This is a genomic window from Paenibacillus sp. FSL R5-0766 (genome assembly GCF_037971845.1).
GTDB lineage: Bacteria > Bacillota > Bacilli > Paenibacillales > Paenibacillaceae > Paenibacillus.
The window spans coordinates 5,280,798-5,294,110 of record NZ_CP150227.1 but is presented as its reverse complement, the minus strand read 5'-3'; the positions used below and the strand labels follow the sequence as shown (position 1 = coordinate 5,294,110).

The window sequence follows — 13,313 nt, the reverse complement described above, 5'->3', positions numbered from 1 at the left end:
TGGGTCGCAGGACTATACATTGTCATGTCTAGACCTTCTTTATGCTGTGCACCGGTTAGTGCATTTTTAATCTCAACCAAATGACATCCTGCATTATATTCTTGTATATTCCAAACTTTTTTTGTCAGGACAGGTACAAATGCTGTCAATCTATGGCGCTTATTTTCATATCCTATATTTTGAAAGCGATTGCTAATTGAATATGCAAATTGGACCGATATGATGAGTACAGACAACCCCGGGTTGACAAACAACGTCCCACTCCGTAACATCGGGACAACACGAAATCAATGGATATAAAGGCGGTGGGAACGATGCCGGAATGGACTTCTTTTTGTTACGAAGGCAACGATCTTGGCTTAACATATACTCGTGCAGCAAGTACTTTTAAATTGTGGGCACCTACGGTACAGCAGGTATATATATTGATTTTTGACGATGAAGGGCATTACAACGATAGTGGTAAAGTACAAGATCATGAAAATGGGCAGGAACATTTCTTGACACGTGATGCGGACGGAATATGGAGTCTGAATCTCAGCGGCGATTGGGCAGGACATTATTATATGTACCGAATTATCCATGATGATCAGCGGATTGAAGTAGTTGTTGATCCTTACGCCAGAGCGGTAACGGCTAATGGGCAACGAACGGCTATTATAGATCTGGAGACCACCAATCCGGTCGATTGGGATCTGGATGTCAAACCTGCTTTTCTGCGTCCTATCGATGCCGTGTTATATGAGTTGCATGTTCGTGATTTCTCCTCGGATCCACATGCAGATATTCCGTATAAGGGAAAATATCTGGCATTCACGGCATCCGGTCTGACAGATAGAGCAGGCAATAGTATTGGCGTAGACCATCTTGCCGAACTGGGAGTCACTCATGTACATCTTCTGCCTGTGGCGGATTATCAAACGGTGAATGAACTCGCTACAGCAGATGTGGGTTCAAACGTCAGAGCACCATACAACTGGGGGTATGATCCCCAGCATTATAACGTTCCCGAAGGTTCGTATGCGACAGATCCTCGTGATCCTGCAATTCGAATCCGGGAGCTCAAATCACTCGTTCAATCGCTGCACAGACAAGGCATTCGCGTTGTACTTGATGTTGTCTATAATCACACGTATAGCGTGGAAGAGGGACCTTTTGAACGGATTGTACCAGGATATTATTACCGTTATCGGGAGGATGGCACCCTCAGCAATGGTTCTGGTGTAGGCAATGAATTGGCGACAGAACGTCCAATGGTGCGAAAATATATTTTGGATTCTCTCCGATATTGGGCAGAAGAATATCATGTGGACGGATTTCGATTTGACCTCATGGCCCTGATTGATACGGAAACGATGAATGAATTGACACGCGAATTGAAGGAACAGATCGATCCGGCGTTTCTGATCTATGGGGAACCCTGGATGGGTGGAGATTCACCTTTGGACCGTAAAACATTAAAAGGAACCCAGCGAGGTCAGGGGTTTGCAGTATTTAATGATCATTTTCGCAGTGCAATCAAGGGCGATAGTGATGGCAGTGGAAGAGGGTTTGTTACGGGTGCCGGAGGGCAGGAATATGAGCTTATTAGGGGATTAGCGGGAGCACTGGATGATTTCACATCTTCACCTGTGGAGGTTGTCAATTATGTAACTGCCCATGACAATCTCAATCTGTGGGATAAAATTGCGACAACAATGAACCTTAGACATGAATTAGGATTTCCCGTATGGAAGGACGGACAGCCCGTGGGTGGTGGGAGTGCTGAGTCCGCTGTAAAAGCAGCAGATCCATATCGGTATGTGGATGCAGATGATGTTTTGAATCATGAGATGGTTCGTCGCTCTTTGCTGTCTTCCGGCATTCTGCTGACTTCTCAGGGAATTCCGTTTCTGCATTCAGGGGATGAGATGCTCAGATCCAAAGCCGGTGATCATAACAGTTATCGGAGCGGGGATGCGGTGAACGCCATCACATGGGCCAACAAATCACGCTTCAGACCGGTGTTTGACTACTATCGTGGTCTTATTCATTTACGGAGAACACATCCCGCTTTTCGGATGATTGATGCTGAACAGGTTCGAAATCACCTTCGTATTATTCGTGCGGATGGGAACGTAGTTGCCTTTATACTTCAGAATGGTGCGAATCATGACACCTGGAATCAGATTATGGTCATCTATAACGGAACGGAACATGAGCAGCATGTTGACCTGGGGGAAGGGGACTGGCATGTTGTAGTCAATGATCATCAGGCAGGCACAGACGTGATCGAGACTGTTCGTGGTACTGCTCAGGTAGAACGATGGTCTTTAATGGTACTGTATGACACAGAGCATGCTGGAGGCGCTGAACCATCAACGGTGGAGATTAGTTTTCCTCGCCACGTATATAGTCCGAAGGAGACTACTCAACTGCGAGCGATCGTACGGGACAGTATTGGCAATGTGGTAGAAAAAGCTCCAGTTACCTGGACTTCTTCTGATCCGGATATTATTCAGATCCAGCCTGATGGAACAATCCATGCACTGGAACAGGGGGAAGCTTCGATTACAGTCCACTGTGGGGACATAACGGCAAGCTGTATGTTACAAGTGGATTATCGTCATGCTGAACGAATCGAAATTGTGGGCGAACCTGTCATGTACATGACTCGAATCAGTCGCTTCCGTGCCTTGGTTCTGGATCAATTTGGTCAGCCGCTTCAGGATTCGAATATACGCTGGAGCTCTTCTCATCCAGAACTTGCAGCGGTGAGTGCAGCAGGGATCGTACGTGCGATGACACCTGGAGTAACCCATATTATTGCTGAGGCTGGAGGAATTCGGGCAACGCTTGGCGTAACGATTCATAAACAGATTTCGCGAACCGTCACGCTTCGATACGAACGGGAAGACCAGCATTATGAAGGTTGGGATGTCTGGGTATGGGGCACAGGTATGGAGGACGGAGCCGTACGGCTGGAACAAGTCGGAAATGCCGCCGAAGCCCGCTTCCGCGTTGCTCCGGGTCTGCATCACCTGGGATTGATCATTCGATTAAACGAATGGGAAGCTAAAGATACGTGCGGAGACCGTTACGTGGACATTGTACCTGAAGACGGGGATGTGCACATTATTGTCCGTAGCGGATCAGACGAGATGCAGATCATTCGTGAAAGCGAAAAAACAGTGGATCGTGATAGCGCATAGTTTCTTTATTTATAACGTCGAATGTAGTTCGTCAAAACCTTGTTAAACCAGCAGTTGGAAGAGATTCCAACTGCTTTTTTGGTCTGATTATAAGCCGCATAACTTGCCGAAAAATAATTAATTGTCCTCTTTCGTGTTTGAGATCCTCTATCATTGGGGTAAATATAGATATGGCCCACGATTCGGCCAATGGAAAAAAGACCATCATGGTCTATGAGATAAGCCTCAGCGCTTTCCAACAAATATAATGTAGTGATCCCTTGAAGGAGGATGTTCAATCATGAAATCCAACGGAAAAATGGCTCAACTTACAGCAACGCCAAGAACGGAAAAGAAAGGTGCAGCACTGCGCCTGTTAAGACAAGGCGGACGAGTTCCTGCAGTCGTTTACGGCCCGGGACTTGAAGGTGCTTCAATACATGTAGATGAAAAAGAAATGCTGAAAGTGGCGCGCACAGGCCGCTCCGAAATGTTCAACCTGAATGTGGAGGGCGGTAAAACGGTTCCGGTGCTGATCAAGGATCAGCAAGAGCGTAACGGACGTTTGCTGCATGTAGATTTTTTGCAAATTTCCAAGAACAAGCCGATCAGTGTAAGTGTATCGATCGACTTCCAGGGTACAGCAGCCGGCTCGAAAGCTGGCGGTGTATTCCAGACACAGGAGACACAGCTGGAAGTAGAAGGGTTGCCTGCGGATCTGCCAACGTCCATTGAGGTGGATGTTAGCGGCTTGGATATTGGTGATCGCTTGACTGCTGCGGATATCAAACTGGATAAAGGTTTGACACTCATAACATCACCTGAGTCCATCATCGCTTCCGTCATGCCGCCACAAGCCGCTGAGGAAGAGCCAACGGCTTCTGCTGAGGAAGCTGAACCGGCAGCTGAAGAAAAAGCTACAGAAGAATAAGCGAAGCTCAGGGATCTTATCAGATCGCAGGTTTAGCCGATGCCCAGTCCTGGTGACTGGGCTTTTTATACTTTCAGGACAAGAGATTGTGCTGGTCGCATGAAAAATGAGAATGTACTACAATACAAGTTAATAGGGTTAGAAAGTAGGTTTAATTCAATGTTTGATCCAACGGTGTATGACAATCTGAAAGTCGGGTTTGAGAATTATCTCTATGATATGGATAACCTGGATGAACGTATTCAGATTACGGGGCGTAAAGATCGGCTGGAGATGGCAGTGATGTCCAGAGAGTTCACATTACAATTCTGTCTCAGGGATCGCCCGGAAGTAACTGGGGAAGTAGTATTAAGCAGCTCCCTTGAGGAGCTTGCAGCGGAGATCCTGGAGACGCCTGATGCGAATCCGGGTTGTCGTTTGGAACTACGGTTTAGCATGGTTGTGAAGGAGCCTGAGAAGCAGTGTCTGGATATTCGTTCAATATTACAGAAGAGCTGGCCTGAGCAGAGGATGTGCCAGAACATCCAATATATCTTTGATGAACAGCCAATCATGTATAACGTCACGGCTCACGTTTATTTTGACCGCAGTGTGAATGAAGACCAGATGGGAGACATTGCTGAACTCTGTGAGCATATGGCGAATGTGATGGGTCAATTATTACAGTTGCATAACCAGTAATTTCGAGAAAAGCCTTGTCTCTTAATAGAGATCAGGGCTTTTTTTGTATTATTTTTAGAAAATTGTATAGGCTTTCAGACTTAGGTTTATGGTCTTTTGGGTTAATGTTTTACGCAAGCAAGTAAGAGAATGTATATTAAAAGGGGGTAAAAGTGCAATTGGACTATACAAAAATGGTGAAATTGCGAAAATAAAATTGGGACTAAAGATTTAGTCCTGTACTAAAGGAACTAGTTTTCCTTGCCGATAAAATATCGAAGGGGAGAAACTACATGACAGAGAAATTAATTCGTCTGCTGCGTATACTTCAGGCTATACAAGCAAATCCTGGAATTTCGGCCAAGGAATTGGCGCTGAAATGCGGTACGACTGTACGCACGATTTATCGTGATCTCCGGATTTTGGATAGGGTCGCCCCAATTATGAATGAAGGATACGGCAAAGGTTACCGATTTATTGGTGAGTTTGCGATGTATCCATTAGATTTTACTGAACAGGAAGCAATGGTCTTCTCCTTGCTGCCGTCCGTAGTTGATACCTCCAAGTTACCTGCTGAGTTTGATTCAGCTTTTGACAAGGTCATGTCGGCTCATACCAAATTAAAATCAAGAAACAGTGACATTGTAGAGAATATTGCGGGAATTATTCGGATGGGCACGCCAGCTTATCGTGAGGAAGGAAAAGACCCTAATTTGCTGATTCCCATTATCGAATCTATTCTAAGCCAGCAAACCATTCGTACTCAATATCATACGCTGACAAGAAATGAGATCACAGTCCGGGATATCGATCCCTATTATCTCATTCCACGTGATCAACGTTTTTATTTGATCGGATACTGCCATTTGCTGCAAAAAGTTCGATTGTTTCGGATCAGCCGTTTTTTGGATGTGACACGAACAAATGCCGGTTTCGACAAGGGTGATTTCAACATAACACAGTACATGAAGAACACATGGTCTATTGACCGTGGCGACGAAAATATCCATTTCAAGGTAAGATTCTCTGAGAAAGTGGCCCCCTACATAAAAGAAGAAGAGATGTTTGTTCGCCCGCGAATGACGAATATGTCGGATGGGGGATTGTTATTTGAAGTGACACTGAATAGCAGCAGAGAATTTTTGAAATGGTTGTATCAATTTGGACCCGAGGCAGAGGTACTTGAACCTCGTGAGTTTCGTAGAGAGATACGCAGGCAACTTGTCGAGTGGTTGGAACATTATGAAACCGATGTATCTTTGTGAAAATTTTAATCATGGAGAAATGCAGGAAAAGGAGCAGGTAATATGAGCACCAAATTATTCGCAGCTATGTATGGGATGGACCACTACCATGGAGTACAGGCTCTACATGTGGGGGATACCGTGTATCTCGTCAAAGATCCAGATAATCGTTTGGATCATCAAGCGATTAAGGTTGTTATTCCCCCGATTGGAGCCGTAGGTTATATCGTTAATGATCCGCTGGTCGTACCTCATGGATGTTGGGCCGGGACGGCATTCTACGATGTGTTTCATCAACTCACGTGTGCCAAAGTACGATTCATGATGAGAGATATGGTGATTATGGAGTTAATTGAGATGAGTCACATTCCTGTTCCGCAGATGGATTCTTTGATTAAGGGATGGCAATTTCGTGAAAAAGCTTGATCATCGTAACAGAAGAAGGCTCATTTACGGATGAGCCTGGTATAGGTCGCTTCCAGATGCATGGCTGTTCTTGCCCAACTGAAATATGCCCTTGCGCTGTCTCGGCCAGCCTTTCCTAACTTCTCGGCAAAAGTGGGATTGCTTGCAAGTGTGTACAGGTAAGAGGTGAAACGTTGGGGACGCTTATAAGCGGTGACAAGGTATCCATTGATACCTGATTCAATAATTTCACGAATACCTCCGTTATCCGAAGCAATGACGGGTAATCCTGAAGCCATCGCCTCAACATTAACCAGGCCAAAAGCTTCATGTTCTTGAGACGGACAGACGAGACAATCGACTGCCCGATACAACTGATCGATATGCTCATGGTTTATCTGACCACGGAAGGAAACATGGACTTTTTGTTTTTGGGCAAGTTCGCGAAGTTTACGCATGTAATACGGAGGTCCTTTGCCTGCAACAACCAGTTGAACAGGCATCTGTTGCTGAAGGAAGGCAGTTGCACGAATTAATACGTCTACCCCTTTTTCAGGGATCAGTCTGCCGACATAGAGAATAGAGAATGGTTTAGTTACTCCATATTGTGTACGCAGATGAATCTGTTCTTCGCTGGATTCAACAGGTCTGAAGCGGCTTAGATCTGCACCCAATGGAACAACACTCATCCGGTGTTTTACCAAGGGAAATCTGCGGCCTAACCTTTGTCTGAGGGATTGACTATTGACGGCAATCCAATCGGCTTTTTTCATTAGTGTGAGTGTGGAAGGTCCGGGCTGAGCAAACGTTAACGAGTGAAGATAGAGTACAACAGGTGTGCGTGGAAAAGCTCGTTTGATGGTAGCCATGCTTCGTGGCCTGTTATCCACTTGAATTACATCAAAGGGTTGTTGGGATAACAGACGTATGACTGCTTTGGTGTACATGACAGGGCTCGTTGCAGGGACACGTTGAATGGTGATCCCATCGATCTGTTCTGTGGCGGCGAGACCTTGCATTTGACGACTTATAATGGTCACCTGATGGCGATGGGCTAGTTCACGAGCGATGCCCAGGATACAGATTTCCACGGAACCATTACCGGGCAAAGGCAATTTCTCGGGTGCAACCATAGCTATTTTCATGATCCGGCTCCTCCTTGTCCGACATCTGTAACAATCTTCGTCATATATCTTATGAGAAGTTAAAGCATTTGGCTCCTGCGAAATGGTAGGTGAACCACCTATAAAGCGTGCAGGAATAATCTGCTGCATGGCATTTAAGCGAGATATTCAGCTTTTGTGATATACTGTACGGGAACAATTGAATTCGTTACATGTATAAAAGCAGGAGGAAAATAATGTTACATTCTACGCTGGGGCGCTTCCGGCTGTTGTTGTGGTTGCAGGGCATTTCGTACGTGTTGTTACTGTTTGTTGCTTTTCCGTTGAGAGATGCCGGGGTTATGCCGCAGGCTGTCACATGGTTTGGGAATCTGTACGGTTTTTTGTTTTTAATGTATTTGTTATTTATGGTGACTATGTACACCTCACAGAAATGGCGTCTGCGCCGTCCAATTGCTCTGTTCTTTGTTTCTTTCATTCCACTGGGGAATATGATCTATGATGTTGTCGTATTCCGTAAGCTGTATCGTCAACTAAATAAAGCTTGACTTTATTTAACGTTATGAAATATGATGAGTACAGGTTAAACAACCCGTTCCAACTAAAACTACATATTCCTGTTAAAGGGGAGTAGCTTTTACAGTAAAGTCGTCAGTTCGGGATCATATCCCCGGCTTTATTGGCAGCAATTTTGTTGTTAGCGAGACCTTTACCAAGTTTTCATGCTCGGTAAAGGTCTCTTTTTGTGGATATAAAAGGACCTTACCAGTGATGGTAAAGGTCCTTTTTTTTGTACATCATAAGAATATTAAGGAGGAGTCAATGTTGGATGTTTCATTATTATTAGAATATGGGTGGGTGCTTGCTGTCTTAGTGGTCCTTGAAGGATTACTCGCAGCGGATAATGCATTGGTACTCGCAATCATGGTTAAACACTTGCCTGAAGATAAGCGCAAAAAAGCGTTGTTCTATGGTCTGATGGGTGCATTTGTTTTCCGTTTAGGTTCGTTGTTCCTGATCTCTTTCCTCGTCGATGTATGGCAGGTACAAGCGATCGGTGCCCTGTATCTCCTGTATATTTCGATTAACCACATCGTTAAAAAGATACTGGGTAGTCGCAATAAAACAGATGAAGCAGCTGATTCCACGCCTAAGAAACCGAAAAAACAATCCGGTTTCTGGATGACCGTTTTCAAGGTCGAAGTAGCGGATATCGCATTTGCAGTTGATTCCATTCTGGCTGCGGTTGCTTTGGCCGTGGCGTTGCCACCAAGTGGATTGCCTGCAATTGGCGGACTTGACGGTGGACAGTTTATCGTTATCTTCCTCGGTGGATTCATCGGGCTTGTGATCATGCGTTTTGCAGCTTCATACTTTGTGAAATTGCTTCATTCCCGTCCAGGGCTTGAAGTTGCTGCCTTTGTGATCGTAGGTTGGGTAGGGGTTAAGCTGGCAGTTATTACACTCGCACACCCTTCATTGGGTGTTCTGGATGAGCATTTCCCGGAAAATAAAATTTGGAAATTCGGATTCTATATTGTCCTGATCACCATTGCGGTATGTGGTTGGTTCCTGTCTTCCAAAGTTCCTGAAAAAGAAGACGAGAATCCGGTTGAAGAGTTGGAAAAACAAGCAGGACTGTAATAATCATGTTACGCTAACAACATCATTATTATTTGGAAAACAGGAGATTGTCCCAGGACAATCTCCTGTTTTTGTTTACATATGCAATCTACACCATGGACCAATTTCCAAGAAAAGGGTTGACACATGAATTCTAGTCCCCTTAATATAAGACTAACATTAACGAAGGGAGGCCGAGAGACATGATGCTTGGTTATGATTTGATTCAAACAGGGCGCAACGTAGACACAATAGCATATCCGGCTCATCGTTTCATTGGCCTCATACGGTCGACATAGGGGATAGGCTTATCGTTTAGCGGGTTTTATAATCGATATGCGTTCTTCGCTTATATTATAGCGATGGATGACAGACACACAGCATGTTTATGCTGTCCTGTTCTCCGTTATTGTCATTCAGTAGAAGTCATGGGCGATTAGCCTATGGCTTTTTTTATATTTATTATACAGATGAATCAGCAAACCGAATTTGCTGAACGTACAGGAAGGAATAATACACTTTTATGAATACAGAATTTAATTTATTTACTAATCCAAATGAAATCGCAGGCGGCTACCGGCATGAAGTAAAATTGCCTGCAGGCGACCTAACCGTATATGCGGCGCAACAGCTCTTCTCCTCGCTCGATTACAAGGTATTCGAGATGGCAAACAATAATCTGCAGATTCCGGGAATCTCTTATATGAGTTACACGCCAGACGTACACGTCGGGGTAGGTACATGCATTGGAACGACAGCCGTGTGGGATGCGCAGAGCGGATACGTTTCTCCCTCCATCGTTGGCAGTGACATCGGCTGTGGCATGCGAGTGCATATGACGAACTTGCACAAGGACGAATTGAAAGACATCAAGCTCCGCCGCAAACTCGTCAAGGCGATTGAAAAAGTACTGCCGATGGAGGCGAACCAGCGAGGTCATTACTCGGATATCAGATTGGAGCATATTGTTCGTAAAGGACTGCATGGTTTACCCAAAAAGTATATTCCAGACAGCTATACACCGAAAAAATCAACAGCGATGACACATGTGGAAAGCAGCAAGTTCAGTTACGATGAGGATGTGTTAAACCACGTTCCTGACATGACATGGCATCGTTCGCATCGTCAGCTCGGAACACTGGGTGGGGGGAATCATTTTGCCGAGATCCAGGCAATTGAGATCGCTGAAGAGAATCGTGAAATCGCCGAAGCTTGGGGATTGTATGATGGACAGGTCGTGGTCATGATTCATTCCGGCTCTCGTGCATGGGGTGGTTATGTAAGTCAGACGAGTTCCTCAGCGATTGCCAAAGTCATGCAGCGGCTTAACCTGGGTACATCCGATCCCAGACTGGTATTTGCTCCACTTGAGCATGCGGAAGGTCGTCATTATGTGAACATGATGTATTCTGCATTGAATTACGCTGTTGTCAATCGTCATCTGATTGCGTATGCTATTCGCGAAGCATTCCGGGATGTGTTTGGCTCCAAATGTGAATTTCGTACGTTATACGATCTGATGCACAACTATGCCTGGGAGGAATCTCACGCAGATCAAGGTTCCGTTTTTGTACATCGCAAAGGGGCGACACGTGCGTTGCCGGCAGGTCATCCGGACAATCCAAAGCCCTATCTGGCAACAGGGCATCCGGCGCTTATTCCCGGTTCCATGGGAACTGCTTCATATATCATGGTAGGTCAGCCGCAGGGTGCTGATAATTATTATTCAATATGTCACGGTGCGGGTCGAATCCGTTCACGGACGGCAACAAAACGATTGATTAGCGTGGAAGATTTTGCTACGGCACTGGGTGTGGGTACAGAAGATGAGATTGTGGTAAATCAACGCTCACTTGAATCCATTATTGACGAATCACCTCAGGCTTATAAAAATGTAGATGAAATTATAGACAGTGTTACCGGCGCAGGCCTGGCTCAAGTTGTAGCCAAATGCAAACCGCTTGTAGCGGTAAAGGGAGCGAAATAATGACAATAAGCGAAAAACAAACAGATCCAACTCAAGCGATCTATACCTATGACAAACAACATGATACCCGAATTCGAGTGGAAGGATATGCCATCTATTCAAGGCTGATTCGTGGAATCAGTGAGGCGCTCCATCAGCGCTATGGGGTTGAATACAAGCTGTATGCCAGTTCTGACCCGAACAATGAATACTGGGAGTTACTCCGGGAAGATCTGCAAAATGGCAGTGACGAAGTGGAATTGGTAGCCCGTATATTCGAGGATCTGGAGCTTCAGACGTTGCATTACGACGATGATGGAGATGTACCCACTTATGGTGTGCACTACTCCATTCGCAACAACGTATTTGCTTATCCGAAATGGGGCGTAGCACTTGTGCGAGTTCCATTTTTCCGAGAGAATGGGATCTACAGTGAAGACTTTGTCTTTGCCATCGGTGATGAGGAGATGAAGCAATTTCTGGGTAGTGTACGGGAGCGGGAACGTCAGCAAAATATGAAAAAAGTAACGGTCTACACCGATGCCCGGAATGGCAGTGATCGCCATGTGGAATCCATCACTCGCTCCGTGGGACGAGAGGATGTTGTTCTCTCGGCACAGATCAAGCAGGATATTTTCCGCTCGCTGGATCAATTTTTCGAAGCGGATCGTTCCTTTTACAGAGATTATGATATCCCGTACAAACGGGGCATTCTGCTATATGGGCATCCGGGAAACGGCAAGACCACGTTGGTGAAATCCATTGCGGGAAGTATCCCGGGCCCGGCTGCGTATTGGCAGATTACGGAGTATACCAACAGTGAATCGGTGCGTGAAGTGTTCGAGGCTGCCAAGCGGTTGGCACCGATGGTACTGATCATTGAGGATATCGATTCGATGCCGGATGAAGTCCGTTCCTTTTTCCTGAATACACTGGATGGAGCTACGTCGAAAGAAGGCATTTTCCTGATCGGAACAACGAATTATCCGGAGAAAATAGATCCTGGCCTCATGAACCGTGCTGGACGGTTCGACCGGGCTTATGAAATTCCGTTGCCAGATGAAGCGCTGCGCCTGCAATATTTGCGCCAACGAGGCTTTACCGTATTTGCGGGTGAAGAAGGCACGATAGAAGCAGCCCGCCTGACCGACACGTTTTCTCTTGCACAGCTAGGTGAGCTGTATGTGAGCGCTGCGCTGGAATGGCATCAGAATGGACAGACAGACATAGTGAAAGTCATTCAGTCGATGCGTGGCGAGCTGGACAAGAGCCATAAACATACTTGGCTGGCGCAGCCAGGTAAGGGCCGTGCAGGCTTTTATTGATCAGACCTAACCCATCCATCCTATAATATGACGCAATTTTATAAATAATCCTACCTCAATTGGTGATACTAACCTTGTCTGCTCTAACATACAATGACTTTCGGGAGGTACATAACGCAGCCCTGAGCTGGTGAGATGCCGGAAAGTAACGCGATCTGTTTCCATACCTGACCAAGGCTTGTTTTGCAGAGGAAGATGCATGGGGACAAAAGGTAATATGCAAAAATTTTTATGCCAATTGTTTAAATGCTTCTGTAGCGGTTAATAGTAGACAGACAACAACAAAAACTTTAATTAGAGGTGAATGATATGGGTTGGTTATGGTCATTAATTATCGGTGGTATCATTGGATGGTTGGCAGGTTTGATCGTTGGTCGTGACATTCCAGGTGGTGTTATTGGTAACATCATTGCTGGTTTTATCGGTGGATGGTTAGGTGGAGTAATCTTGGGAGATATGGGTCCTGAGATGGGCGGATTCTACATTGTACCTGCATTGATCGGTGCGATCGTTCTTGTAGCCATCGTAAGCTTGATTTTCCGTTCGATGGGACGTAGTCGCGGGTAACTTAATCAAGATAATTTCTTGCATTAGTTGTCAGCTAAATGCATTACCAATGAAGAGGTTGATTGAGAGCCATAACCATGGCTTTCAATCAACCTCTTGTTGTTTTAAAATATATAAAGATATGCGTAATAGCTATCTATATAAATTGGACTAAGCATTTACACGAGAACGTAGAGGACAGAAATAACCTGAAGAAGCGGAGCTAAAAGTTTTCTGTAAGAAAGCTGCTTCGAAAGCATACACTCGCCTTTATCACCAGATTTTCTCCTTGTAAAGCCAAATGTAAAAAATCTGGGGA

11 protein-coding genes are annotated in these 13,313 nt (G+C 45.3%); 10 read left to right on the top strand and 1 reads right to left on the bottom strand.

Annotated elements, in window-relative coordinates:
• The first annotated feature begins 314 nt into the window (after positions 1-314).
• The 5 genes from pulA to MKY66_RS22925 all read left to right on the top strand — a co-directional run bounded on the left by pulA (position 315) and on the right by MKY66_RS22925 (position 6,431).
• Entirely contained in the window at positions 315-3,191 is a 2,877-nt protein-coding gene (gene pulA / locus MKY66_RS22945) for a type I pullulanase (RefSeq protein ID WP_076212367.1), read from the top strand.
• A 280-nt stretch (positions 3,192-3,471) separates the two neighbouring features.
• Positions 3,472-4,101 (top strand): 50S ribosomal protein L25, encoded by a 630-nt coding sequence (locus MKY66_RS22940; RefSeq protein WP_076212356.1) that lies wholly within the window; start codon positions 3,472-3,474, stop codon positions 4,099-4,101.
• Between the two features lie 159 nt (positions 4,102-4,260).
• Positions 4,261-4,782, top strand: coding sequence for a hypothetical protein (locus MKY66_RS22935; RefSeq protein ID WP_076212354.1), 522 nt, complete (start codon positions 4,261-4,263; stop codon positions 4,780-4,782).
• A 272-nt stretch (positions 4,783-5,054) separates the two neighbouring features.
• Positions 5,055-6,026, top strand: coding sequence for a transcriptional regulator (locus MKY66_RS22930; RefSeq protein WP_076212352.1), 972 nt, complete (start codon positions 5,055-5,057; stop codon positions 6,024-6,026).
• Positions 6,027-6,068: 42 nt separating this feature from the next.
• The gene (locus MKY66_RS22925; RefSeq protein WP_076212350.1) at positions 6,069-6,431 is read left to right on the top strand and encodes an HIRAN domain-containing protein; all 363 of its coding nucleotides are present in this window, start codon (positions 6,069-6,071) and stop codon (positions 6,429-6,431) included.
• A 20-nt stretch (positions 6,432-6,451) separates the two neighbouring features.
• Here the strand turns inward: MKY66_RS22925 and MKY66_RS22920 are convergent, their stop codons facing one another.
• Positions 6,452-7,555 carry a glycosyltransferase family 4 protein gene (locus MKY66_RS22920; protein ID WP_076212348.1) on the bottom strand — a complete coding sequence of 368 codons (1,104 nt, stop codon included), beginning with the start codon at positions 7,553-7,555 and terminating at the stop codon, positions 6,452-6,454.
• 215 nt (positions 7,556-7,770) lie between these two features.
• Between MKY66_RS22920 and MKY66_RS22915 the strand changes: the two genes are divergently transcribed.
• The 5 genes from MKY66_RS22915 to MKY66_RS22895 all read left to right on the top strand — a co-directional run bounded on the left by MKY66_RS22915 (position 7,771) and on the right by MKY66_RS22895 (position 13,015).
• Complete coding sequence (locus tag MKY66_RS22915; protein ID WP_076212347.1) at positions 7,771-8,082, top strand: DUF3817 domain-containing protein; 312 nt, start codon at positions 7,771-7,773, stop codon at positions 8,080-8,082.
• Between the two features lie 277 nt (positions 8,083-8,359).
• Positions 8,360-9,178 (top strand): TerC family protein, encoded by an 819-nt coding sequence (locus MKY66_RS22910; protein WP_076212577.1) that lies wholly within the window; start codon positions 8,360-8,362, stop codon positions 9,176-9,178.
• 502 nt (positions 9,179-9,680) lie between these two features.
• On the top strand, positions 9,681-11,144 hold the full coding sequence (locus MKY66_RS22905; protein ID WP_076212337.1) for an RtcB family protein: 1,464 nt from the start codon (positions 9,681-9,683) through the stop codon (positions 11,142-11,144).
• Positions 11,144-12,448, top strand: coding sequence for an AAA family ATPase (locus MKY66_RS22900; protein ID WP_076212335.1), 1,305 nt, complete (start codon positions 11,144-11,146; stop codon positions 12,446-12,448). Before MKY66_RS22905 ends, MKY66_RS22900 begins: the two co-directional genes overlap by 1 nt.
• 309 nt (positions 12,449-12,757) lie before the next feature.
• Positions 12,758-13,015, top strand: coding sequence for a GlsB/YeaQ/YmgE family stress response membrane protein (locus tag MKY66_RS22895; RefSeq protein ID WP_017686880.1), 258 nt, complete (start codon positions 12,758-12,760; stop codon positions 13,013-13,015).
• The last annotated feature ends 298 nt before the right edge of the window (positions 13,016-13,313 follow it).

What these genes read in the sequence shown, in the direction of transcription:
- MKY66_RS22895 (WP_017686880.1), top strand. Translation starts at nt 12,758, where the DNA reads ATGGGTTGGTTATGGTCATTAATTATCGGTGGTATCATTGGATGGTTG.
- MKY66_RS22940 (WP_076212356.1), top strand. Translation starts at nt 3,472, where the DNA reads ATGAAATCCAACGGAAAAATGGCTCAACTTACAGCAACGCCAAGAACG.
- MKY66_RS22920 (WP_076212348.1), bottom strand. Translation starts at nt 7,555, where the DNA reads ATGAAAATAGCTATGGTTGCACCCGAGAAATTGCCTTTGCCCGGTAAT.
- MKY66_RS22905 (WP_076212337.1), top strand. Translation starts at nt 9,681, where the DNA reads ATGAATACAGAATTTAATTTATTTACTAATCCAAATGAAATCGCAGGC.
- MKY66_RS22925 (WP_076212350.1), top strand. Translation starts at nt 6,069, where the DNA reads ATGAGCACCAAATTATTCGCAGCTATGTATGGGATGGACCACTACCAT.
- pulA (WP_076212367.1), top strand. Translation starts at nt 315, where the DNA reads ATGCCGGAATGGACTTCTTTTTGTTACGAAGGCAACGATCTTGGCTTA.
- MKY66_RS22900 (WP_076212335.1), top strand. Translation starts at nt 11,144, where the DNA reads ATGACAATAAGCGAAAAACAAACAGATCCAACTCAAGCGATCTATACC.
- MKY66_RS22930 (WP_076212352.1), top strand. Translation starts at nt 5,055, where the DNA reads ATGACAGAGAAATTAATTCGTCTGCTGCGTATACTTCAGGCTATACAA.
- MKY66_RS22935 (WP_076212354.1), top strand. Translation starts at nt 4,261, where the DNA reads ATGTTTGATCCAACGGTGTATGACAATCTGAAAGTCGGGTTTGAGAAT.
- MKY66_RS22915 (WP_076212347.1), top strand. Translation starts at nt 7,771, where the DNA reads ATGTTACATTCTACGCTGGGGCGCTTCCGGCTGTTGTTGTGGTTGCAG.